The sequence below is a fragment of the Limnohabitans sp. Rim8 genome, assembly GCF_943326455.1.
GTDB lineage: Bacteria > Pseudomonadota > Gammaproteobacteria > Burkholderiales > Burkholderiaceae_C > Limnohabitans_A.
Map to the genome: position 1 here is coordinate 50,527 of NZ_CALPTI020000015.1, position 23,464 is coordinate 73,990.

The 23,464-nt window shown below is 55.6% G+C and carries 24 protein-coding genes and 2 tRNA genes; 12 read left to right on the forward strand and 14 right to left on the reverse strand.

Going from position 1 to position 23,464, the window contains the following annotated elements:
- Position 1: 1 nt before the first annotated feature.
- Positions 2-997, reverse strand: coding sequence for a tripartite tricarboxylate transporter substrate binding protein (locus Q1M54_RS11135; protein WP_300557230.1), 996 nt, complete (start codon positions 995-997; stop codon positions 2-4).
- Positions 998-1,028: 31 nt separating this feature from the next.
- Positions 1,029-1,766, reverse strand: a complete 738-nt coding sequence (locus Q1M54_RS11140) for a GntR family transcriptional regulator (protein WP_300557231.1) — start codon at positions 1,764-1,766, stop codon at positions 1,029-1,031.
- Positions 1,767-1,871: 105 nt separating this feature from the next.
- Here Q1M54_RS11140 and Q1M54_RS11145 point away from each other — a divergent pair, with 105 nt between their 5' ends.
- The 5 genes from Q1M54_RS11145 to Q1M54_RS11165 all read left to right on the forward strand — a co-directional run bounded on the left by Q1M54_RS11145 (position 1,872) and on the right by Q1M54_RS11165 (position 7,848).
- Positions 1,872-3,416 carry a sulfatase gene (locus Q1M54_RS11145; RefSeq protein WP_300557232.1) on the forward strand — a complete coding sequence of 515 codons (1,545 nt, stop codon included), beginning with the start codon at positions 1,872-1,874 and terminating at the stop codon, positions 3,414-3,416.
- 304 nt (positions 3,417-3,720) lie between these two features.
- A complete protein-coding gene (locus Q1M54_RS11150) occupies positions 3,721-4,464 on the forward strand; it encodes a dienelactone hydrolase family protein (protein ID WP_300557233.1) in 744 nt (247 codons plus the stop codon).
- A 689-nt stretch (positions 4,465-5,153) separates the two neighbouring features.
- A complete protein-coding gene (locus tag Q1M54_RS11155) occupies positions 5,154-5,516 on the forward strand; it encodes a hypothetical protein (protein ID WP_300557234.1) in 363 nt (120 codons plus the stop codon).
- A 745-nt stretch (positions 5,517-6,261) separates the two neighbouring features.
- Positions 6,262-6,975, forward strand: coding sequence for a response regulator transcription factor (locus Q1M54_RS11160; RefSeq protein ID WP_300557235.1), 714 nt, complete (start codon positions 6,262-6,264; stop codon positions 6,973-6,975).
- Between the two features lie 354 nt (positions 6,976-7,329).
- Positions 7,330-7,848: a helix-turn-helix domain-containing protein gene (locus Q1M54_RS11165; protein WP_300557236.1), complete on the forward strand. Its 519-nt coding sequence runs from the start codon at positions 7,330-7,332 to the stop codon at positions 7,846-7,848.
- Between the two features lie 138 nt (positions 7,849-7,986).
- Here the strand turns inward: Q1M54_RS11165 and Q1M54_RS11170 are convergent, their stop codons facing one another.
- A complete protein-coding gene (locus Q1M54_RS11170) occupies positions 7,987-8,994 on the reverse strand; it encodes a P1 family peptidase (RefSeq protein ID WP_300557237.1) in 1,008 nt (335 codons plus the stop codon).
- 150 nt (positions 8,995-9,144) lie between these two features.
- Here Q1M54_RS11170 and Q1M54_RS11175 point away from each other — a divergent pair.
- Both Q1M54_RS11175 and greB read left to right on the forward strand, forming a co-directional pair.
- A tRNA-Arg gene (locus Q1M54_RS11175) sits at positions 9,145-9,221 on the forward strand.
- 54 nt (positions 9,222-9,275) lie between these two features.
- Positions 9,276-9,821 carry a transcription elongation factor GreB gene (gene greB / locus Q1M54_RS11180; protein WP_300557238.1) on the forward strand — a complete coding sequence of 182 codons (546 nt, stop codon included), beginning with the start codon at positions 9,276-9,278 and terminating at the stop codon, positions 9,819-9,821.
- Positions 9,822-9,831: 10 nt separating this feature from the next.
- On the opposite strand, the gene Q1M54_RS11185 is transcribed toward greB, so the two are convergent.
- The 4 genes from Q1M54_RS11185 to Q1M54_RS11200 form a co-directional block, all read right to left on the reverse strand.
- The gene (locus Q1M54_RS11185; protein ID WP_300557239.1) at positions 9,832-12,102 is read right to left on the reverse strand and encodes a bifunctional (p)ppGpp synthetase/guanosine-3',5'-bis(diphosphate) 3'-pyrophosphohydrolase; all 2,271 of its coding nucleotides are present in this window, start codon (positions 12,100-12,102) and stop codon (positions 9,832-9,834) included.
- Positions 12,103-12,222: 120 nt separating this feature from the next.
- Positions 12,223-12,423: a DNA-directed RNA polymerase subunit omega gene (rpoZ, locus tag Q1M54_RS11190; RefSeq protein ID WP_019425866.1), complete on the reverse strand. Its 201-nt coding sequence runs from the start codon at positions 12,421-12,423 to the stop codon at positions 12,223-12,225.
- A gap of 31 nt (positions 12,424-12,454) precedes the next feature.
- The gene (gene gmk / locus Q1M54_RS11195; protein WP_300557240.1) at positions 12,455-13,075 is read right to left on the reverse strand and encodes a guanylate kinase; all 621 of its coding nucleotides are present in this window, start codon (positions 13,073-13,075) and stop codon (positions 12,455-12,457) included.
- An 11-nt stretch (positions 13,076-13,086) separates the two neighbouring features.
- Positions 13,087-13,989 (reverse strand): YicC/YloC family endoribonuclease, encoded by a 903-nt coding sequence (locus tag Q1M54_RS11200; RefSeq protein ID WP_300557253.1) that lies wholly within the window; start codon positions 13,987-13,989, stop codon positions 13,087-13,089.
- A 183-nt stretch (positions 13,990-14,172) separates the two neighbouring features.
- On the opposite strand from Q1M54_RS11200, the gene rph reads away from it, so the two are divergent.
- Genes rph through hemW form a run of 3 tightly spaced genes read left to right on the forward strand, consistent with a single transcriptional unit; the run spans position 14,173 to position 16,787 of the window.
- The gene (gene rph / locus Q1M54_RS11205; RefSeq protein WP_300557241.1) at positions 14,173-14,931 is read left to right on the forward strand and encodes a ribonuclease PH; all 759 of its coding nucleotides are present in this window, start codon (positions 14,173-14,175) and stop codon (positions 14,929-14,931) included.
- Positions 14,932-14,944: 13 nt separating this feature from the next.
- Positions 14,945-15,568 (forward strand): non-canonical purine NTP pyrophosphatase, encoded by a 624-nt coding sequence (locus tag Q1M54_RS11210; RefSeq protein WP_300557242.1) that lies wholly within the window; start codon positions 14,945-14,947, stop codon positions 15,566-15,568.
- A 7-nt stretch (positions 15,569-15,575) separates the two neighbouring features.
- Entirely contained in the window at positions 15,576-16,787 is a 1,212-nt protein-coding gene (gene hemW, locus Q1M54_RS11215) for a radical SAM family heme chaperone HemW (RefSeq protein WP_300557243.1), read from the forward strand.
- An 11-nt stretch (positions 16,788-16,798) separates the two neighbouring features.
- On the opposite strand, the gene Q1M54_RS11220 is transcribed toward hemW, so the two are convergent.
- Positions 16,799-17,371: a hypothetical protein gene (locus Q1M54_RS11220; RefSeq protein WP_300557244.1), complete on the reverse strand. Its 573-nt coding sequence runs from the start codon at positions 17,369-17,371 to the stop codon at positions 16,799-16,801.
- On the reverse strand, positions 17,368-17,745 hold the full coding sequence (locus Q1M54_RS11225) for a hypothetical protein (protein ID WP_300557245.1): 378 nt from the start codon (positions 17,743-17,745) through the stop codon (positions 17,368-17,370). Before Q1M54_RS11225 ends, Q1M54_RS11220 begins: the two co-directional genes overlap by 4 nt.
- Positions 17,746-17,828: 83 nt before the next feature.
- On the opposite strand from Q1M54_RS11225, the gene Q1M54_RS11230 reads away from it, so the two are divergent.
- A complete protein-coding gene (locus tag Q1M54_RS11230) occupies positions 17,829-18,794 on the forward strand; it encodes a Gfo/Idh/MocA family oxidoreductase (RefSeq protein WP_300557246.1) in 966 nt (321 codons plus the stop codon).
- A 196-nt stretch (positions 18,795-18,990) separates the two neighbouring features.
- Positions 18,991-20,199: an alpha-hydroxy acid oxidase gene (locus Q1M54_RS11235; RefSeq protein ID WP_300557247.1), complete on the forward strand. Its 1,209-nt coding sequence runs from the start codon at positions 18,991-18,993 to the stop codon at positions 20,197-20,199.
- A 287-nt stretch (positions 20,200-20,486) separates the two neighbouring features.
- On the opposite strand, the gene Q1M54_RS11240 is transcribed toward Q1M54_RS11235, so the two are convergent.
- The 5 genes from Q1M54_RS11240 to Q1M54_RS11260 all read right to left on the reverse strand — a co-directional run.
- A tRNA-Ser gene (locus Q1M54_RS11240) sits at positions 20,487-20,574 on the reverse strand.
- Positions 20,575-20,643: 69 nt separating this feature from the next.
- Positions 20,644-21,303, reverse strand: coding sequence for an urease accessory protein UreG (gene ureG, locus Q1M54_RS11245; protein WP_300557248.1), 660 nt, complete (start codon positions 21,301-21,303; stop codon positions 20,644-20,646).
- Positions 21,300-21,989 (reverse strand): urease accessory UreF family protein, encoded by a 690-nt coding sequence (locus Q1M54_RS11250; protein ID WP_300557249.1) that lies wholly within the window; start codon positions 21,987-21,989, stop codon positions 21,300-21,302. Before Q1M54_RS11250 ends, ureG begins: the two co-directional genes overlap by 4 nt.
- The gene (gene ureE, locus Q1M54_RS11255; RefSeq protein ID WP_300557254.1) at positions 21,979-22,596 is read right to left on the reverse strand and encodes an urease accessory protein UreE; all 618 of its coding nucleotides are present in this window, start codon (positions 22,594-22,596) and stop codon (positions 21,979-21,981) included. Before ureE ends, Q1M54_RS11250 begins: the two co-directional genes overlap by 11 nt.
- A 15-nt stretch (positions 22,597-22,611) precedes the next feature.
- Positions 22,612-23,464: urease subunit alpha (locus Q1M54_RS11260; protein WP_300557250.1), on the reverse strand; the 853-nt coding region annotated here is incomplete at its 5' end.

The following is a 23,464-nucleotide window of genomic DNA, read 5'->3' on the forward strand; positions in this document are numbered from 1 at the left end:
TTTATTCAAGTTTGATGCCGGCGTCTTTGACCACTTTGGTCCATTGCGTCAACTCTTGCTTAAAAAAAGCATCAAAAGTTTCGGGCCTGCCGGGCTTGGCACTGTGCATGCCGGCATTGACCAATGCCTGCCCGAAGTCGTCCATTTGCAGCACTTTATTGACTTCAGTGACCAGTTTGTCCACCACGGCAGGCGGTGTACCTTTGGGTGCCAACAGGCCCAACCATTGGTCCACTTCAAAATCTTTCATGCCTGCCTCTGCCATCGTGGGTATCTGCGGAATACTGGGCATGCGCTGTTGGCTGGTGACCGCCAGAGCGCGCAGTTTGCCGGCTTTAATTTGAGGCAGTGCAACCGCCGCATTGGCAAACTGGTAATCAATACGTCCTGCGATCTGATCCGTGATGGCTGCTGGTGCGCCGGTATAGGGGATGTGCACTACAAATAAATTCAGACGCGATTTAAGAAGTTCGCCAGTCAGGTGTGCCGGTGAACCTATCCCCGCTGAAGCGTAGCTCAGTGTGCCAGGCTTGGTTCGCGCGGTATTGATTAAATCTTGCAAAGATGTGATTTTGCTGCTCGATGGCACCACCAGAATCAGCGGGCCATAGGCAACCATGGCCACTCGCTCGAAGTCCTTGACGGCATCAAAAGGCATCGGCGAACGCATCGCGGTGTTCATGGTCAGAGCGCTGGTGGTAAAAAGTAAGCTGTAGCCGTCGGCGTTCGCTTTGGCCACTTGGTCTGCCCCAATATTTCCGCCTGCACCAAGTCTGTTTTCCACAACAAAGGGTTGGCCCAACATGGTTTGCATGCGGTTGCTGAGTTGTCGCGCCGCCACATCCACTAGGCCTCCTGCGGGCCAAGGTACGACCACACGCACTGGTTTGTTAGGGTAGTTTTGTGCTTGCGCGGATGAAAAAAATACTGTGACGGTAGCGGTGGCTACCAACAGTGTGCGCAGCACATATCGGCTGAAAAAGCGCGTGGTGGGCATGGCAGTGGCCTTGAAGTGGTTGTACAAAAAGTTAAAGCGTTAGCTGCATTTCGAATTGAATGAAGTCGCCCCGGTAGATAATCAGCCCGAAATAAAGCACGGTTCCGTCGCTCGATTGCACAATGCGCCGCACTTCCGCTACCGGCGATCCCACCGGTACCTGAATCAGGTGGGCAATCTCAACGTCGGCTGTCGAGATGCGCAAGGTCTGGCGGGCAGCGGCGATGTCCAATTTTGGCAAGTCCATCATCACTGGCACCACGGTCTCCTTGCGAAAGCGCTTGGGCGCCTGCCGAAACACCCGCTGGTCGATAAAGATGGATGCCGCGCAATATGCTTGGCCGGCGCGCGAATGCACCCGACGCATAAAGTGGTAGGCGGGTGCGGCCTTACCGTCCTGTGGTGTGAGTGGGGGTTGTACCCCGGCTTCTTCAAGCAAAGTGAGTTCGGGCTTGTCGTTGCGGTAAGACTCGGCAAGTCCGCGCAAAGAAGTTTCCAGTGTGAGAGAGCGTTGGGGGAGCACTTGCTCGGTGACAAAGGTACCGCGCCCGCGTTGCGGCAGTAAGAGGCCTTCCCGCGTGAGGATGTCGATGGCTTGGCGCACGGTGACGCGTGCCACCTTGAATTCGGCGACCAAGGCCTCTAGTGAAGGCACCTTGGTACCCGACTCCCACACGCCGCGCAGCACGCGCTGACGCAAAAGATCTGCCAACTGGGAATACAGCGGTACCGGGCTGTCAGGAAAAATGGGATGGGTCGAACTCTGCATTAAAAATCCGATAGTTCTATCTATAGTAACATAGCTTATGGGTCGTCTCTGTGTGCCAAACTCGCACCAACACCTAAGGTGAGAACCCGCAACAAAAAGCCATGCATGAAGACGATATTTGTTCTGTTTGACTCTCTGGTGCGCAATGCCTTGGAATGCTATGGCGGTAGTGCCGTGGCCACTCCGCAGTTCAAGCGTTTTGCTCAGCGTGCTGTGACATTTGACAATCACTATGTGGGTAGCCTGCCATGCATGCCGGCTCGGCGAGATCTGCATACTGGGCGTCTGAATTTTTTGCACCGCAGTTGGGGTGCACTCGAGCCTTTTGACCAGTCTTTCTCCGAACTGCTTCGGTCCCAAGGCACTTACACCCACCTGATTTCGGACCATTACCACTATTGGGAGGATGGTGGTGCCACTTACCACAACCGCTATTCATCCTGGGAATTTATACGCGGTCAAGAATGGGACAAATGGAAAGCCATGGTGCAACCACCCTTAGAGCGCTTTAAGCAGATGTACCACCCCCTGCAACAGCCTGAAGGTCCGAACGATGGTCGCTTGCAAACCATGGTGAATCGCGAGTACATGAAAAGCGAGGCCGACTATTGTTGCCCGCGCACCTTCCAGGCCGGATTTGATTTTCTGGATGCCAACCGCGACGCAGACAACTGGCTGCTGCATCTGGAATGCTTTGACCCCCATGAGCCGTTTGCTGCCCCTGCGCGCTTTCGCGAGCGCTACCCCACCGGTTACACCGGCCCGATTCTGGACTGGCCGCGCTACAAGCGCCATGAGGAAACCGCGTTAGAAGTGCAGGAATTGCGTGCTAACTATGCCGCCTTACTCAGCATGTGCGACGAATACTTCGGCCGATTGCTCGACTATATGGATCGCTACGATATGTGGAAGGACACCACTGTCGTCTTGAGCACAGATCATGGTTTTTTGCTGGCCGAGCATGACTGGTGGGGCAAAAACCGCATGCCATTTTTTAATGAGATTGCGCATATCCCGCTCGTGATTGCGCATCCGGCTTTTGCAGCCCAAGCCGGCCAACGCCGCCAGGCATTGACCCAAACCACCGACTTGATGCCCACCTTGCTGGATTTGCACGGCATGAAGCCGCCGGCCACGGTTGAGGGCCATTCCCTGATGCCTTTGCTAGCGCAAGACATGCCGCTGCGTGAAGCAGCTATTTACGGCATGTTTGGGGCGGCCACCAACATCACCGATGGGCGCTACACCTATTTCCGCTATCCGCATGACATGACGCGTCAGGATTTGTATGAATACACCTTGATGCCTATGCACCTGAAGTCCATGTTTGCAGTGGCCGATTTAGCCCAGGCTGAGTTGGCGCGCGGTTTTAATTTCACGCAAGGGGTTCCTCTTCTCAAAGTACCGGCACGGCGCAATGCCAAAGGTCAGCCGGTGGGTCACACAGGGCAGGGAAGCGGCTACGAGGACACCACTACGGTGCTATTTGATCTGGCCTCCGATCCGGCCCAGTTACAACCCATTCGGGACGCGGCAGTGGAGGCGCGCTTGCTGTCTCAAATTGGCAACCTGATGGCAAAAAATGATGCTCCGCCTGAAGCATTTTTAAGACTGGATTTAAGTGTGCCTGCCAAGTCCATGCGCGTCTAAAGCCAACAGAACGGCGCTGCAAGGTGACAGCCATATCTTCGCCAGCACTATTGGTTTAAATGACTGCTCAAATTGAGCTGAGGCCAACGGAGTCATTTTGTGTGGAAAAAGTGCAAGGGGTGGCGTCAAAGTCGGCGAAAACTAAGTGCATCGCGGGGCTGTGTTCTTTGACTCAACGTGTGTCAAACGCACATTAAAATTGGCACCAATAACAAATGCTGTAGCGTTGATTGACTCTGGCAGTGGCGATGCAAGGGTGCCTCTCTATGCCGCAAGATAAATGAATGATGATTAAAAAATAAGTATGTCTAAAAATTTTACGGTTCAAAATATAATGAATTTTAAATTTTATTTAATAATCGGATTTGCAATTTTTTTAAGTGGCTGTGAAACGCTTGATAGCAAGCAGGCTAAACATCTAACTTTTACAACTCACAAAGCTAAATCTCCTTCGCCAACAGTAATTATCGCTCACGGTTGTGATGGCCCCAACGTTTGGGGCGAGGATTGGAGGAGAAGACTAGTTTCGTGGGATTATAATGCTGTTATTGTTGAGCAGTTTGTAAAGCGTGGATTTCCATCAGGTGTATGCAATAGAGGAGCCTTGATTCCGCCTGATGAAAGAAATATTGATATTTCTGAACTTATCGATTGGATAAAAATACAAAAATGGCATAAAGGTGATGTCTCTCTTATTGGAATGAGTCATGGTGGAGCGGTTGCAATCGATGCTGCTATAAATGAAAATATTTATCCTAAATTAAAGGCCTCAGTTGCACTTTATCCAGGATGTATGCTTGTACGATATAATTATGATAAACCTAAAATCCCTGTTCAAGTGCATCTTGGAAAGCAAGATAATTGGACGCCATGTTTAAGTTCAAACTGGTCTAATTATGAGTCTTATGTGTATGAGAATGCAGGGCACTCATTTGATATGGACTTGCCTAAAAGACAATACGCTGGACACACAATTTGGTTTGATAAAGAAGCTGCAACATTTAGCCAGTCTCGCATTAAAGACTTCCTCGCTAAAAATCTAAAATAAATAAACTATGCATGGTTTTATAAGGCGTACCAATTAAAATATTATTATTTTGTAGAAAAAATAATATAAAAAAGCCCGCGCATTGGCGGTCTTTTTCATGGAGTCGTTTAAAGCAACAGCAGCGTTTAGGGGTTGCTGGCACTCTGCTTGCTGCGGACAATGGGCAGCAGTTGCCCCGTTCTGGCTGCGTTCATCTCAGTCAAAACGCACGTGTCTTTGAGACCTTTGTCCAATCACGAGATGTTGTTTGTGATCGATGCGTTTGCTAGGCGAATCGTGGACTGGCGGGTGAGCAGCTCGATGCGGACTGACTTTGTGTTGGTTGGCTTGGTGGATCCCTCACCGACTGTTCAGCTCGAATGGGTTCATTCCAACTCTTGAGGGTCAGTTCAAGCCCTGGGCTAAGGGGGGGGCATGGGCGGCTGAGGACTACCCAGGGGACAGTGATTCAGAGAGCTGACTCACCAATAAATTATTGGGTGTTATATAAATTTTGAAATTAAATTTTAATAAATTAGTTGATATTTGATCATAACTTAATAATTTTTAACAATTACTATTAAAATATATACTAAAAGTTACGTAGAATTTTCATCACACGAACCTGCAAGTCTTGAGGTGGTTCTCATGTCGTCGTTATTGATTTTTTGAATTTCATCAGAAATATTTAAAATTAACGCAAACAAAAAATGTTACTCGAAAAAATTTTCGCTTTGCATGAGTGGGAAATGAGTCATTTCCCATTTTTTCGAACCGCAACAGGCCGGCATATTTATGTCTGCCTTTTGAGAGATGTTTTTTCTTCGGAAGATAACCAAGATGTATCGGTGAAAAAATTATTGTCATCTAACTTTTTTTCAGACAGAGCTATTAGGCTAAAAATTCGAGAAATGGAGCAATCGGGTTATCTCAGATCAGAATCAGGTGTGCATGATCGCAGAATTATAAAGATCAAGCCCAGTGATTCCCTGAAGAATTTGATGAAGGAGCATTCTGCTATGTTGAATGAGCTGGTATCCAAAGATGTTATCTTTATTAAAAAGACTAATTAAATCAGAGTTAAATTTTTGGTAATTATTATATTATATTATTTATTTATTTATTTATTTATGGGTTGGCTTTTGATAATTCAGTAGTTGCTCAAAGCGAAATTTAAAATAATTTCGGATTCGAATAAAAATCATCCGAAGGTAACGCGCCATGTGGTTCCCAAATTAACCGGACTGGTCGGAACCCGTTTACCTGCACAACACTCAAAATCATTTCGACTTTTAAGAATGGTCTGAATAACTCTTGATAGGGAGTCGTAGGAAGCCACGACTACCCAAATGGCTTCTCAATCTTTTCTGTCAGCTGATCTATCCGAATGCTCTTGACAGCAGGGCGGCTGAGGATGCCTTGCTCGCTGGCTTTGCCGCACGCGTCCACTTCCTGACTGTGCATCAAGCAATAACGGAACCGCAAGATGTCACTTTGAAGGTGCAAGTGGTGCGTGCGCAACATGGTTGCCATCGATAGGGAGGCCGGCCTTTCTTGACCTGCGGGCAGTAAGGCGAGAACAAATCGATCAAAGCCAGGCACACGAGGGCGGAGCTTTGTGCAGATTTTCTTCGTTCAAAACAGGAAATTTTTTCCTACTTTATGCTGAAAAAACGCTAAATATAGTGTTTTTATTAAAAATATGAAATAAATATTATTAAAATATTGTTGCGAAATTTTGCAATTTGTGCACTCGCAGAAGAACTGAGCATCTCAGTAGGAACCATTTGAAATTTGAAGCCTGACAAGGAAATTTCCATGCTCCCGCACAACGAACCCCATTGCTTTGCAGTAGCGCTGCTTGAAGATGATCTTGATTTTGCAGATCAGCTAACAAAAGACCTGATTCCAATGAACTGCCAAGTCAGTCATTTCCACACCGGTGAAGACTGCTTAGAAGCATTGGAAAAAAATACATTTGATATTTGTCTTTTTGATCTCCAGTTGCCAAGCATAAGCGGTCTAGAGGTGATGACACGCCTAAGGACAGGAGGTCAGATGCCGCTCGTGATATTTTTGACCAGCAACGACAATGAAGCCGAAATTGAGCACACATTGCTGGCCGGTGCCGATGACTACATCATCAAACCTCACAACCCCAACATTCTGAAGGCCAGTATCAGGGCATTGCTACGGCGCACTCGCAGCGATGCAGCGCCATTCAAAGAGCAATTGGGCGCGTTAACTATCGATCACTCTGCATTGAGAATTTTTCTCAATGACCAGCCTGTCAACCTGACCAGCATGGAAACGACCTTGGCGTTTGCACTTTTAAGGCGCCGTGGACAAATTGTTTCACGTCAAACGCTCAATCAAACGCTGAACATTACCGACATGGCTGTAGATACACGCCGCTTGGACGTTCACTTGAGCCGTCTCAGAAGCAAGTTGGCACTGAACATCACCAACGGTTGGAAGCTGTCGTCAATTTACCGACGTGGCTATCGAATTGAATATTTCAATGAAAAATGAAATGGTTCCATCTCTGTTGGCCATAACAGCAGCGCAACCCTAAGGTTTCCGGACAACCCAAGCGGGTCCATCAGCCTGAGAGTGACGGCCACCTCCATGGATTCGAACTCACCCCAGATCGCCAGAGTTCATGCGCTCTGCGGGTGGGCACGAGTGTCCAGGTCAAATCGATAAAATCGATCCTTTCTGCCCATGGATATTGGCTTTATGAATATTAATTTATGTTAAAAACTTGTTTGTGATTCTCACGTTCGCGCTTCCCTGTTCGATAATCCGCAAAATTGAATATATCAATTCAATCAAATATTGGAATTCATCGAGGGGAAAAATATGATCAATGACAAGCATGAGTACATGACCACAGCAGAAGCTGCGCGTGACTTGGAATTGTCAATTGCCACGGTTCAGAATTTGGTGAAGGTTGGGGAATTGAACGCTCTGCGCACGCAAGGTGGGCATCGTCGCATCTTTGTTGATTCAGTAAGAAAATACCGTGAAAGGTATGGTTACCCCTTTCCTTTGAAAAAAAAGTTTAATAAGGTGTGCGTACTGCATCAAGGTGATAATTTTGATTTGATGTTTTCAGAAGTCAATGATCCAAAGCTTGTCAAGGTGATGTCTCATCCTTTGGATTTATTGAACATAGACGATACATTCGATATTTTATTTATAGATGCAAATAATCAATGGTTGAAATCCATTTCATCAAGCTTGGTAGATGCTTTGCAAAGCAAGTTCACGATCTTTATTTACAGTAGCGATGCGTTGTCAGAAGATAGTTATTTGCGTGGCTTGAGTGCCGTATTTAAGATTCCATACAAAATAAATTCACAATTTATTTCGGGTTATATTGCAGGCTTGAACACTGTATAAAAATCATCATTTTAATTTGTGAGGTCATAGATATTTTCGGAATGGTTATTTGAATCGCCCAGGTGGCTGCAACCGCCGCCTATAGAACGCTCGGCGGCTGGCCCACTGGCAAAACGGGTGGGCTTTTTTGTTTCTGACTCAAGTCGGTCTGGCGGCGGCTGAAGGGACCAATCCCCATTGGGTGGTGATGCAGTGCGCCTGGCGAATCGCATCCATGGTGGCCAGTGCTGCGGCCTCGGCCGCCATCACGGTGAGCAGCATCAGATCCACTGGGCCAACTTCGGTGCCGGTCGCCAAGGCAAAGAGCGTGTCGCCATCCAGCGTGGTGTGCGCGGGGCGGATGCTGCGGGCCAGGCCGTCGTGGGCGCTCATGGTCAGGCGCTTGGCTTGGGCTTTGGTCAGGGTGGCGTTGGTGGCCACCACGCCAATGGTGGTGTTGGTGCCTGCCAGGGGGCGGCTGCCGCGCTCGCCCTGAAGCAAGGCACGTTGGGTGTCCAGCAAGTTTTTCCCATCCGCGGTGCGGGCACCAGCCAGCACCTGGCCTGTGGTCGGGTCCATCACATCGCCTACCGCGTTGCAGGCCACCAAGGCGCCCACCACCCAGGGCCCCACGCGCACGCTGGCGTTGCCGATGCCGCCTTTCATGCAGCGCTCCAGGCCAAACAGCTTGCCCACGCAGGCTCCTGCGCCCGCACCCACATTGCCAGCAGCGGGCGGGGCTGCCGTAGCCGCTTCGCAAGCTGCGTAGCCAGCCGCAGCACCGGGTCGGGCCTTGGGGTTGTCCCCTGGGCGAACGACAGCCAAGTCAAACAACACAGCCGCAGGCACGATGGGCACACGGCCGTGGCCGGTTTCAAAGCCGATGCGATGCTCATCAAGCCACCTCACCACGCCCGTGGCCGCATCCAATCCGAAAGCACTGCCACCGCTCAGCACCACCGCGTGCACTTTGTCGACAAGGTTGGCGGGGTCCAGCAAATCGGTCTCGCGGGTCCCGGGGGCAGCCCCGCGCACATCCACTGCACCGACCGCCCCATCGGGAGCCAGCACGACCGAGCACCCCGTCAGCCGTTCGCTCAGTGTGTGGTGACCGACCCTCAGGCCCGATACGTCGACGATGGATCCATGGATGTTTGTGTTCGGCATACTCTGGGTTTCTCCAACAGGAATTGCGCGTGTCAGGGCTTTGAGAATAGCGCTTGATGAATGCCTGTGCCATCGGCGCTCTTGGTCCGCTATTTAAATGAGACGGCATCCAAGGAGCCCTCAAAAGCTTGCTATAATTCTCAGCATGTTGCGGCTGTAGCTCAGCTGGATAGAGTACTTGGCTACGAACCAAGGGGTCGTGGGTTCGATTCCTGCCAGCCGCACCAAAAATAAGAAAGCCCACAACGAAAGTTGTGGGCTTTTTCTTTGGGTCAACGACCATGAGCCACGCTACTCTCCCGGAATCAGACGATGAAGAATTGGCCTTGCCCGCCTTGCCGGCGGGTGCGCGCAATTACATGACCCCCCAAGGCTACGCGGGTATGCGAGCCGAGTTGTTTGCCTTGATCGACGATGAGCGCCCCAAGGTGGTGGAGGTCGTACATTGGGCCGCAAGCAACGGTGACCGGTCTGAAAACGGTGACTATCTTTACGGCAAGAAAAGACTGCGTGAAATCGACCGTCGAATCCGTTTTTTGACCCGCCGACTGGAACTGGCTGAAGTCGTTGATCCTGCGGTGCACCACGGCAGCGACCAGGTGTTTTTTGGTGCCACTGTGACTTATGCCGAAGCATCGGGCCGAGAGCGCCAGGTGACCATCTTGGGTATCGACGAGGCCGACAGCTTAAAAGGTGAAGTCAGCTGGGTGTCCCCGATCGCACGCACCTTGCTCAAATCACGCGAGGGCGACGAGCTCAAACTGCTCACACCATCAGGCGTGCTGCTGATCGAGGTCTTGAAAGTCACTTACCCCAGTCCCAGTTGAACCACGGCGTTCAATGGCTGGAGTTGCCTTTGTGGGTTAGCCGTTCAGCCTTGATGACAGAGGGGGTGCGTTTGAGGTGCCGCAATACCTGTTCGAGGTGGACGGTGTCGCGCACGGTAATCACAAACTTCAGTTCGGCCGTGTCCTGTGGTGATTCTTGCCCCATGTCGACGTGGACGATGTCCGTCTCGGCGCTGGCCATGGCGCCAGCAACCCGCGCCAGCACCCCTTGGCCGTTGACCACGGTGACGGTGAGTGCAGTTTCAAAGCTTCGGCTCAGTTCATCTGACCATTCGACGCCAATGAAACGTTCGCTGTCTTTGTGTTCGAGCTTGCGGGCGGTGGCGCAATCTCTGGTGTGCACGGCCAAGCCTTCGCCACGCCCCAAATAACCCACGATGTCGTCGCCCGGCAAAGGGCGACAGCACCTTGAAAACACCACAGAGGCGTTCTCGCTGCCGTCCAAAATGATCGCGCCTTGAGAAATGGACTCGTGCGCCGTGAAGCGCTCTCGCGTCATCAAGAGTGGATCGGGTTTTTGGCCCATTTCAGACAACAAGGCGGTCAGGCGTTTGGCCACGATGGTGGCAATGCGTTTGCCCAAGCCAATGTCCATCAACAGGTCCTGGCGATTGCGGTTGCCCGTGAAGCGCAGCAGTTTTTCCCAAAGGGCGTGGTGTGCTTCGTCGGGCGCAGGCAGCTGGTTGATGCCTTCTGCACGCAGGGCTTGCGATAAGAGTTTTTCGCCCAAGCCCACCGACTCGGTTTGGGCCATGGTCTTGAGGTGATGGCGAATTTTGGAGCGAGCGCGTCCGGTGCGCACAAAACCCAACCAAGCGGGATTGGGCGCTGAAACAGGAGCAGTGATGACCTCGACCACATCGCCGTTTTTGAGTTCGGTGCGCAGGGGGACTTGGTCGCCATTGATGCGGGCCGCCATGGCGCGGTCGCCCACCCGGCTGTGGATGGCATATGCAAAATCGACCACCGTGGCCCCGCGGGGCAAAGCCATGATCTGGCTTTTGGGCGTGAAGACATAGACCGCATCGGGGAACAGATCGACTTTGACATGGTCCCAAAACTCGGCCGCATCGCGGGTTTCTTTTTGAATGTCGAGCAGCGATTGCAGCCACTGCGTCCCCAAGCGTTCTGATTGGGCGCTGGCCGACTCGTGCTCTTTGTACAACCAGTGCGCCGCCACACCCGATTCGGCCACCAAGTGCATGGCCTCGGTGCGCATTTGAAACTCCACGTTCACACCCGAAGGCCCCACCAGTGTGGTGTGCAGCGACTGGTAGCCGTTGACTTTGGCAATGGCGATGTGGTCTTTGAACTTGCCCGGTACGGGCTTGTAGATTTGGTGCAAGCAGCCTAGCGCGGTGTAGCAGTCGATGACCGTGGGGACAATGACCCGAAAGCCGTAGATGTCTGTCACCTGCGCAAAGCTCAGGTGCTTCTCATCCATTTTTTTGTAAATGGAGTAGAGCGTTTTTTCGCGGCCACTGATGCGCACCTCCATCTTGGATTGGGCGAAAACAGTTTCGACATCGGCTTGAACTTTTTGGATCAAATCGCGGCGGCGGTTGCGCGCACGCGAAACTGCCTTGGACAGCACCGCGTAGCGCCAAGGCAGCAAGTGCTTGAACGACAAGTCCTGCAGTTCCCGGTAAATCTGGTTCAGGCCCAGACGGTGGGCGATGGGTGCGTAGATTTCTAGCGTCTCAGCGGCGATGCGGCCCCATTTGTTGCGCGGCATGTCGGACATGGTGCGCATGTTGTGGGTTCGGTCGGCCAGTTTGATCAGGATGACCCGCACGTCGCGCGCCATGGCCAGCAGCATTTTGCGAAATGACTCAGCCTGGTTTTCTTCCCGGGTATTGAACTCCAGCTTCTCCAGCTTTGTCAGGCCATCGACCAATTCGGCCACTGGAGAACCAAAACGCTCGATCAGCTCAATCTTGGTGATACCGCAATCTTCCATGGCATCGTGCAGCAAAGCTGCAGCCAGCGCTTGCGCGTCCAGCTTCCATTCGGTGCACAAACCGGCGACCGCGATGGGGTGAGTGATGTAGGGTTCACCGCTTTTGCGCATCTGCCCCAGGTGGGCTTCGTCGGCAAACTTGTAGGCTCGCCGCACCATGTCTGTCTCGGTTTCGTTCAGGTAGCCCAGTTGCGCTTCCAGCACAGCAAAGCTGGCGGCTGCGGCATTCGCAGCGGCCGGGTCCGGCAGCTTGACGCGGCTGGGACTGGCTTTGGGGGTTTTGGGCATCACGGCACTCATGGCATCAATGTAACGTAAGCCAGAAGGGGCTCGATAAAAGGCCAAAAAAAAGCCCCAAGACGGGGCAATTTTTTGAGTGGTCAAAACCGGTGTCAACCGGTCTTGGCCTTAGGGCTTATTTCAGGATACGCGCTTGAGCATCTCGATGCCGACTTTGCCAGCTGCGATTTCGCGCAATGCGGTCACGCCAGGCTTGTTTTTACTCTCAATGCGGGCAGTATGGCCTTGGCTCAGCATGCGTGCGCGGTAAGTGGCGGCCAAAACCAACTGAAAGCGGTTAGGGATTTGTTCCAGGCAGTCTTCAACGGTGATGCGGGCCATGATGTTTTCCTTGAGAATTTTTGTGCTGGGTTCAAGCCATTTTGAGAGCTTGAAAGGTTTCAGGCCGTGCCCGGCGCTGAACGTGGTACTTGAGACGCTGGGCGTGGACAACCGCTTTCAGGTCAAACAAGGCTCGGTCAAATACTTCATTGATTATAACGAAGTCAAATTCTGGGGCCTGTGCCATCTCGACAGCGGCGTTTTGTAAGCGCAGTTCTATGATTTCCGGGGCATCCTCACCGCGGCGTTCCAAGCGGGACCTCAGCTCTTCCCAGCTGGGGGGCAATATGAAAATGAGCACCGCATTGGCGTACATCTTTTTGATCTGTAGCGCGCCTTGGTAGTCGATCTCCAGAATCACATCGGCCCCTTGGGCCATGCGGTCTTCGATCATCTTTTTGGAGGTGCCGTAGCGCTGACCGTGCACATGGGCCCATTCGACAAAAGCATCGGCCGCCACCATGGCGTCGAATTCTTGCGTCGAGACAAAGAAGTATTCGCGGCCATGCTTTTCCTGGCCCCGGGGGGCACGGGTGGTGTGCGAGACGGTGGGTTGAACGCGTGAGTCCAGCTCCATCAAGGCTTTGACCAAGCTGGATTTTCCGGCTCCGCTGGGAGCGGCCACGACAAAAAGGTTTCCTGGGTAATCCATGCTGGGGCTCTTTATTCGATGTTCTGGACTTGTTCGCGCATTTGTTCAATCAGCACCTTCATGTCCACCGAGATGCGCGTCATCTCCAAGACCGCCGATTTGGAGCCCAGGGTGTTGGCTTCGCGGTGCAACTCCTGGATCAAGAAGTCCAGGCGTTTGCCAATGTCGCCGCCCTTGTTGAGCAGGCGGGAGAGTTCGTCCAGGTGCGAGCGCAGGCGGGTGAGTTCTTCGGCCACGTCGATGCGGATGGCAAAAGCTGTGGCTTCGGTCAGTGCCCGGTCTTGGGCGGCTTCGGGCAAGTGGCTGCCGTCGGCCAGAGCCATGGCGTCTTTCCAGCGCTCCAAAAAGCGCTGGCGCTGCTGCTCGACCAATTGCGGCACCAGCGGTACGGCCTGTTCGGCCAGGCCGCGCAGCTGCTCAATGTGGCCTTGCAGCATCTCGGTCAAGCGGGCGCCTTCACGGGCGCGGGCTTCGCGCAGCGCGTCCACCGCTTGGGTGGCCAATTGCATCCAGGCGGCTTCGTCGAGGGTTGCTTGGCCCGAGCTGCCAGTGCTCATGCGCAGCACGTCGGCCACGCTCAAGGACCGGGCACTGGGCAACCAATCTTGAATTTTTTCTTGCAGGGCCGCGATTTTTTGCAGGGCTTGGTGGTTAGGCGCTTGCAGGGCAGCGCCGTCGCCTGCGTCCTGGCTGGCGCGCACTTCGACTTTGCCGCGTTTGATCTGGCGGGTGATCAGCTCGCGCAGGCCGGGTTCGAGCTGGCGCAGCTCTTCGGGCAGGCGAAAACTCAGGTCGAGGAAGCGGCTGTTGACCGAGCGGATTTCAAGCCCCAATCGGGCTGTGTGGGCCGCGTTGGCAGAGGCGTCGCCGTCTGCGGCCAGCGGGCTGTGTTGCACGCTGGCGTATCCGGTCATACTGTAAACTGGCATCGATCAAGTCCCTTGTGACAGCGCTTGGCCCCATGGTCATGACACGCTGCTGATGCCCAGTTTGGCTGAGCATGAAACGAGGCATTATCTCAAACTCTTGTGTCCGCTCCGCCCGCTCATTGCCGGGCGCACAGCCAGGACCCAAGGGCCAACCACTTCAGCGCCACCATGAACACCACCAGCACCTACATCCGAACCGGTCGCCCCGCCGACGCCCTGCGCCCCGTGCGCATCACCCGCGGTTACACCGTGCATGCCGAAGGCTCGGTGTTGATCGAGTTTGGCCAGACCCGTGTGCTGTGCACCGCCTCGGTCGAAGAAAAAGTGCCAGGCCACAAAAAAGGCAGTGGCGAGGGCTGGGTCACGGCCGAATACGGCATGCTGCCACGTGCCACCCACACACGGGGCGACCGCGAGGCCGCACGCGGCAAGCAAAGCGGCCGCACACAAGAGATTCAGCGGCTGATTGGCCGATCATTGCGCGCGGTGTTTGATTTGAAGAAATTGGGCGAGCGCACCATTCACCTTGACTGCGACGTTTTGCAAGCCGATGGCGGCACCCGCACCGCCAGCATCACGGGCGCTTTTGTGGCGGCCCAAGACGCCGTGAACTGGTTGATGAAGACCGGCAAACTGACCGAATCCCCCATTCTGGACCGCGTGGCAGCCATCTCGGTGGGTTTGAAAAGTGGCAACGCCTTGCTGGACTTGGATTACCCAGAAGACTCGGCATGTGACACCGACATGAACGTGGTCATGACCGGTGCAGGCAACTTTGTGGAAGTGCAGGGCACAGCCGAAGGCGTGGCCTTTACCCGCGTTGAAATGGACCGCATGCTGGCCCTGGCCGAAAAAGGCATTGCTCAGCTGGTACAGCTGCAAAAGCAGGCGCACGACGCGCCCCAAACCCTGACTTTCAGCGCCTGAACCCGCCCCCACCATGAAAATCGTTCTGGCCTCCAACAACGCGGGCAAACTGGCCGAGTTGCAAACCCTGTTTGCGACTCTGGGCATGACGCTGGTGCGCCAGTCTGAGCTGAACATCCCCGAGGCGGCAGAGCCGTTCAAGACCTTTGTTGAAAACGCATTGGCCAAAGCTCGGCACGCGGCGCTCTTGAGTGGCATGCCCGCTTTGGCCGATGACGCGGGTTTGTGCGTGGACGCCTTTGGCGGTCAACCCGGTGTGGATACAGCGTATTACGCCACCCGCTTTGGCTACCCCAAAGGGGACGACACCAACGTGACTGCTTTGTTGGAACAAATGCAGGGTATCCAAGGTGCGGAGCAGCGTCGCGCCGCCATGGTCAGCACCTTGGTGGCGCTGCGCAGCGCCGACGACCCGGAGCCGCTGATCGCGGTGGGCCGGGTGGTGGTGCAGATCACGCCCGAGCGCCGGGGCAGCAACGGCTTTGGCTTTGACCCTGTGATGTGGCTGCCCGAATTTGGCAAGACCTTTGCAGAGCTGCCCCCTGAAGTCAAAAACGCCCACAGCCACCGGGGCCGCGCCGCACAAGCCATGCTGGCGCTGATGCGTGAGCGCTGGCTGGCTGGTTTTGCCGCGTGAGCCAACCATGAGCGACATGATGGACCCGGTGCACGCCATGCGACCAGGCGTGCTGCAACTGAACGCTTTGCCGCCGCTGTCGCTGTATGTGCACCTGCCGTGGTGCATCAAGAAGTGCCCGTATTGCGATTTCAACTCGCATGAATTCCGAGAGGGCGCTGACCCGGTGTCGATGCAAGACGCCTACATCAACGCGCTGTTCGCCGACCTCGAAGCCAGTCTGCCCTTGATCTGGGGGCGCAGCATCCAGACTGTGTTTTTGGGCGGTGGCACACCCAGTTTGTTCTCCCCCGAAGCGATTGACCGTTTGGTCTCTGGCATCCGCGCCCGCGTGCGCTTGGCCCCTGACGCCGAGATCACCATGGAAGCCAATCCCGGCACATTCGAAAAAGACCGTTTCACGGCCTTCCACCAAGCGGGCATCACCCGCTTGTCGATCGGGGTGCAGAGTTTTGACAATGAACACCTGAAGGCGCTGGGCCGGGTGCATGACCGTGATCAGGCGCTGGCTGCCGTGGCCGAAGCCGCCCAGGTGTTCGACACCTTCAACCTCGACCTGATGTACGCCTTGCCGGGCCAGACGCTCGACGGTCTGACGCAAGACATCCAGACCGCTTTGGATTTTGCGCCGCCGCACATCTCGATTTACCACCTGACGATCGAGCCGAACACGGTATTCGCCAAGTTCCCGCCCACTTTGCCCGAAGACGATTTGGCCTACGAGATGATGGACCGCATCACCGAGTTGACCGGGTTGGCGGGGCTGAACCGCTACGAAGTGTCGGCCTATGCCAAGCCGGGACACCCCTGCGCCCACAACCTGAACTACTGGCAGTTTGGCGACTATTTGGGCGTTGGGGCCGGTGCCCACAGCAAGCTCAGCTTTGCGCACCGCGTGCTGCGGCAAGTGCGTTACCGTGAACCCGCGCTTTACATGCAACAGGCTGCAAAGGGCGAGCCGGTCACACAAAGCACCGAGGTGTCGCGCCAAGACTTGCCATTTGAATTCATGCTCAATGCGCTGCGATTGCGTGAAGGGTTTGATTTGGCCGACTTTGTGGACCGCACGGGCTTGGCCATGACCAGCATCCAAAAAGGTCTGGCAGAGGCCGAGAAAAAAGGCTTGATTGCGCGTGACCTGCACCGGGTCTGGCCAACAGACCGGGGCTTTGACTTTTTGAGCGATCTGCAAGCGCTGTTTTTATCCGGCAGCGTTTGAGCGTCCAAAGCTCAGTCGGTCAGGGTAGACCTTTTCGAGCTGATCCTGTCCAAGGTAAATTTGAAACCGTAGAGCATCAGCAAGGCCCCCAAGGCGTTGCCTATGAACATGGGCCAAACATCGACCATGCTGTTGACATTTGGCTTATCGAACAAGGACCAGAGCACCTGGTGACTGATGGCGCTGGCCGCAGAGAAAATCAAGGTCATTTGCAGCAAACGTTGGGCAGTCATGGTCAGGATGTGGTGCGCCAACCACCCTTTGTGCTGCAAGTACTTCATCACCACCCAAGGGGTCAAGCCGGACACGACGCCATTTAAAAATGGCAACAACCACGTGTCAGCCGAAAAAAGCGCGCTGTCGACGAACCAAGTGCCCAGCACCAGACCGACAGCGCCGGGCAAACCCAAAACCAGGACCAAAATCACCCGAAAGCCCTCAGGTAAAAAGACCCAACTGATGCCTTCGCTGTAGGCGAGATTCGCAAAAACCCAACCGTTGAGTTTAAAAAACAGCACAAACAAGACGGCGCTGCTCAAAGCCAGCGCCGTTTGCTCGACCCAATATCGAATGCTGCGGGTCATGCCACCGTTTTTTGATGGGCCTGCTGCATGGATTGACCCAAACTTTGGAAGTAATCCAGTGTGCGTTGGGTGGGGATCAAAAACTTGGCGCGGCGATCGCCTTCCATGTTCAGGTTGCTCAGCATGTCCTTTTCGCGCAGGCGGGTGATCCGTTTGTGCAGCGTGGCAGGCGAGCCCAGTTCGGTCAAGCCAATGGCTTCGCGCACGGTCATAGGCTGGTCTTCGTACCAATGCAAGACAACCGCTTGTAACAATGCTTTTTCGTTGGCATCCATGTCTTGCCCATCGGGCAGTGCTTGAATGACTTTGGCCAGCTGAAGAAACCGCAGGTAGGCGGAGACCATGGGGCTATTGGGATGGTTGGTATTTTCCATGCTGTTGAGTTTATCAATTTTAATAAATAAATAACAACTGGGGTTTGTGCGAATGGTTAAGCTAGACACCCATGGAGGAACACATGAGACATCGATTGGCGGTGATTGGTTTGGGCATCATGGGGCGGCGCATGCTGGAAAACGTGTTGGAACACCCCGCTTTTGAGGTTTCTGGGGTTTGGGACCCGTCTGCCGAGTCTGTGGCCAAGACACGCGAGGCCGTGCCCCACGTCGCCATCCAGTCCAGCGCCGAGACCGCCATGTTGGGTGCGGATGTCGTCTATTTGGCCTGCCCGCCGGGGCCCCGAAAAAGCTACGCCTTGCAGGCAGCGGCAGCGGGTCAAGGGGTTTTCATGGAAAAACCCTTGGGCACGGATTTGCTGCAAAGCCGCGACTTGGTAGCGCAGCTGCGCCAAGGGCGCTTGCCCGGGGTGGTCAACTTCACCCAAGCCGCTTCGCGCGGATTTCAGGAGCTGCAACGCGCCATGGCTGCGGGTGAAACGGGTGAAATTTTAGGCATCGACATTGTGGTGAACTACCCCGCATGGCCCCGCGCTTGGCAAAAAGACGCCGATTGGCTGCGCTTTCGGCATGAAGGCGGCTACACCCGTGAGGTGATCTCGCATTTCCTGTTTTTGGCGGGCCGTTTTTTGGGGCCTTTGACTTTGCAGCAAGCCAGCCCCCGCTACCCGCAAGACCCCGCCTTGTGCGAGCTCGACATGTTGGCCCGCTTGACCACGGCGCACGGCAAACCGGTGACCGTGATGGCGACCACTGGGGGCCAACAGCCCGACCGCCAAGAAGTCACCGTGCGTGGCACTCGCATGAACCACCAGTTTCGCGAATTTTTCCAACTGTGGCGCTCCGATGGCGGCCCCTGGGTGGAGGCCCTGGACTGGACCACCGAAGACCCGCGCAAAAGCGCCTTGCAGCGCCAATTGACCGAGGTGGACCTGTGGCTGCGGGGTCAGTCGCACAAACTGGCCACAGCCGAAGAGGCGTTGGCCGTGCAGGAGTTGGTGGAGGCGATGCTGGTGGGCCAGGCCTGAAAGCGGAGGGCAGTGCGCCACCCGGCAGAAGTTCAGCTGTGCTACACCTTGTTGGGTGGTTTTGATACGGACTTACCCTGTGAAGCTGCTGACGTGATTGACGGATTTTGCTCGCCGTGGCTAATATGAAAACTCAACTTTTTATAAAGATGGCGAAAAAAATCCAATGCTTGCAAGCGACCCAGGTGCTGACGCCATGAGTCCACCCAAACCGTTTGTGAACGCTGGCTTGAACGTTGGCTTAGAGAGGGCCATCAACATCGCGGATTTGCGGCGCATGGCCCAAAAACGTTTGCCCAAAGCGGTGTTCGAGTTCATCGACGGCGGGGCCGAGGACGAGGTCACTTTGCGCGAAAACCGCGCTGCTTTTGAGCGCACCCTATTGTGCCCTCGGGTGCTCAACGATGTCAGCCAACCCGACATGCAAACGCCTTGGCCTGGACGAACCGCTCAAGCGCCTATCGTCATTGCACCTATGGGCTCGTGCGTGTTGGCTTGGCCCCAGGCCGACATCGCGATTGCCAAAGCAGCCGCCTCTTTGGGGCTGCCTTACACCTTGTCGACCATGGCCACCACCAGCATCGAGGCCATGGCCGACGCCGTGCAGGGCGATTTGTGGTTCCAGCTCTACGTCTTGAAAGACCACGCCTTCAATGACCAGCTGGTCCAGCGCGCACAAGCCGCAGGCTATGGCACGCTGGTGGTCACGCTCGACCTGCAAGCGGGCGGCAAGCGAGAGCGTGATTTGCGCAACGGCATCACGGTGCCCTTGCGCCTGAACATGCGACAAGTGCTCAGTGGCCTGGCTCACCCGGCTTGGGCTTGGCAAATGATTCGGGGCGGTTCGCCCCAGTATGAAAACGTCAAAGGCTACATGGGTCAGCAATCGGCCGACCTGACCATTGCGGCCAAGGTCGGCCAAAGTCTGGACCCGGCCTATGACTGGGACGATCTGGCCCGGTTGCGCGATCGCTGGAAAGGTCAACTCATGGTCAAAGGCGTAGCCCATCCCGACGACGCCTGGCGCTTGGCTCAAATGGGCGTGGACACCCTGTGGATCTCCAACCACGGCGGGCGTCAGTTGGATGGGGCAGCCGCGACCTTGGATGCCTTGCCCGCCATTGCCCGCCGATTGGCGGGCAAGATGCCTTTGCTGCTCGACTCTGGCGTGCGCCGTGGGGTGGACATCCTCAAGGCCCACACCTTGGGCGCGCAAGCCGTTGCGGTGGGCCGTGCCGTGCTTTATGGCGCCGCCGCAGGCGGCGAGGCAGGAGCAAGACATGCCTTGCAAATTCTGATGGATGAGTTGCGTCTGTCGATGAAGCTCTCAGGCCTGGCACGCTGGGGCGATGCCGCGGATTTGGTCGCCCCACCCACCCTACCCAAGCCATCGACGCCGTCTTAAGCCAACCCGGTTCCCCCGTTGTCTTTTCTTTCAACCACAACCAGGAGACTTTCATGGAGCAACTTTTCTGGTCACAGTTCTGTGAGTCACCTTTTGGCAACTTCATGGACAGCACCATCAAGCGCGGTTGACTCGCGTGTGAGCGCCCAGGCCTGGTCTTGACCTTGGCGCCACTGGCTGCAGGCCCCACTTGGGATCTGCGGCTTTTTTGCATGCAGGCCCCAAGTGCGCGGGGCTTTTGTCCAGACAACAAAAAAGCGCCTGAGCGCTTGATTGGATGGGGTGACTGGCGGAAGCGGTGAGATTCGAACTCACGGACCCTTTCGAGTCGCCGGTTTTCAAGACCGGTGCAATCGACCACTCTGCCACGCTTCCTTGGGAAGTAATTGTAGCGATTTAAACCCCTGGATTCGGGGGGCAAGGGCGTGACGTGTCAAAAGCCATTCAGGCGCTGCCCAGCATGCCCCGTTTTTCAATGAAGGCCACCACCTCGGCCAAGCCATCCAGCGTTTTCAGGTTGGTCATGACCCATGGACGGGTCTCGCGGTTAGGGCGCATGCGGTCGGTGTCAGTGCGCATCACTTCCAGATCAGCGCCCACATGCGGGGCCAAGTCGGTCTTGTTGATCACGAACAAATCGCTTTTGGTGATGCCGGGGCCGCCCTTGCGTGGGATCTTCTCGCCTGCAGCCACGTCGATCACATAAATCGTGAGGTCGGAGAGTTCGGGGCTGAAGGTGGCGGCCAGGTTATCGCCGCCGCTTTCGATGAAGACCACATCGGCGTTCGGAAATTTTTCGAGCATGCGGTCAATTGCTTCGAGGTTGATGGACGCATCCTCGCGGATGGCCGTGTGCGGGCAGCCACCGGTTTCCACGCCCATGATGCGCTCGGCGGGCAGCGCGCCGCTCACCGTGAGCAAGCGCTGGTCTTCCTTGGTGTAGATGTCATTGGTGATGGCGATCAGGTCCCAGCGCTCGCGCATGTTTTTGCACAGCATCTCGAGCAAGGTGGTTTTGCCAGAGCCCACAGGCCCGCCAATGCCCACGCGAAGAGGCGGCAACTTGTGGGTACGATTTGGGATGTGGTGCAGTGCTGAATTCATGATCGGAAGATCCGGGAGTATTGGGTTTCGTGACGTGCTGACAAGATGGCCAGCATGGGATTGAAGGCTTGGCGGTCTTCGTCTCTCAAGTGCAAGGCGGTTTGCACCGCCTGCGGAATTTCGTGGGCCAGCCGTGCCAGCATGCGCTGCCCAGCGCTTTGGCCCAGAGGCACTGCCTTGAGCGCGGCTTGGGTCATGTTTTCGGCCCAGCCAAAGGCGCCCGCTTGCAGAGCCTGGTCCAGCGGGGCTTGCGCCAGAGACAAGGCCAGCGCCATGGTCAGCGGGTAGGTGGGTGGCAGTTGGGCGCAGCATTGCAGTTGTGCGTCGCTGGCTTGCTGCAGGTTGCGCAGCCAGTCGAGCAAGGACCGGCCCATTTGCTCGGCTTGCAAGCGCATTTCGGCGGTTTCTCGGGTGGCCATGACCCAGTCGTTGAGCGCTTGCAGGCGATGTGTGTCCATGACTTGCCAAGCGGGTATGGCTTGCGCCATGACGGCCATGTCGCCCCGCGATTGCGTCAGGTGCAGCTGGTCGACTACCCAGTCGGTAGCGCTGGCTTCGTGGTGCACCAGGCCTTGCTCAATGGCCGCTTCCAACCCTTCGGAATACGAGAAGCCGCCAATGGGCAGCGTAGGCGAGGCGAGCCAAATCAGTTGCAGCAGGGCCGAGGGCGCTGTTTCAGTGCTCATGACCGCAGCCGGGGCCGTGCACATGCGGTTCAGCAGGGGCTGCACGGACTGGGATGGCGATGCGCTTGCCTGGCGGTGTTGCTGCCGGTGCTGCTTGTTCGTGGCTGTGTCCATGTTCGTGACTGTGTCCATGCCCATGTGCAGCAGCGCCATGGTCGCCATAAGCCCCGTTTTCGGGCTCGAAGGATTCAGACACCTCGATCACCGTCATGTGCATGGCGCGCAGCATGTCGGCCAGCACATGGTCGGGCTCGATCTTGAGGTGGTCGGGTTGCAGCTCAATCGGCACATGGCGGTTGCCCAGGTGGTAAGCAGAACGCGTCAGGTCAAAGGGCGAGCCGTGCTCAGCGCAAGCGGTGATGCGCAGCACGGCCTGCGACGCGGCTGCCACCCGCACCAGCGAGCCGTCTTCGGCCACCAACACATCGCCGCCGCGCACCACGGCGCCACGGGGCAAGAACACACCCAAAGTGCGGCCTTGGCTGTCGGTGGCGTCAAAGCGGCTTTTTTGGCGGGTGTCCCAGTCAAGGGTGATGCTGCTGGCGCGTTGGATCAGCACACGGGCCAGACCGCGGCCTTGCGGCATGAGTTTGGAGCAAATGAGCAGAGCGGACATGGGCCTTTAGAACAAAAAGTAGCGTTGGGTCATGGGCAGGCTGGTGGCGGGCTCGCACACCAGCAGCTGCCCGTCGGCACGCACCGCATAGGTTTGGGGGTCCACCTCCATGTGGGGCAAGTAGGCATTGTGGACCATGTCTTGCTTGCGAATGCCCCGAATGTTGTGCGCCACAGACAACGGTTTTCTCAGGCCGAAACGCTGGTCAATGCCGGCTTGCCAACCTGCCTGCGACACAAAGGTCAGGGCATTGCGCGTGAGCGCGCCGCCAAAGCTGCCAAACATGGGGCGGTAGTGCACCGGCTGGGGTGTGGGGATGGAGGCATTGGGGTCACCCATGGCTGCCAGCGCAATGAAACCACCCTTGATCACCAGCGATGGCTTGACGCCAAAAAAGGCCGGTTTCCAGATCACCAGGTCGGCCCATTTGCCCACTTCGATGCTGCCCACATCGTGGCTGATGCCGTGGGCAATCGCGGGGTTGATGGTGTATTTGGCAATGTAGCGCTTGACGCGGGCGTTGTCGTGGCGATCGGTGTCGCCTGGCAGGCTGCCGCGCTGCTGTTTCATTTTGTGTGCGGTCTGCCAAGTGCGGATGATGACTTCGCCCACCCGCCCCATGGCTTGGCTGTCGCTGCTCATCATGCTGATGGCGCCCAGGTCGTGCAGGATGTCTTCGGCCGCAATGGTTTCTTTGCGAATGCGGCTTTCGGCAAAAGCCAGGTCTTCGGCAATTGCCGGATCCAGGTGGTGGCAGACCATCAGCATGTCCACATGCTCATCCAGCGTGTTGTGGGTGAAGGGCATGGTCGGGTTGGTCGAGCTGGGCAAAAAGTTCGCCTGGCCCACCACCTTCAAG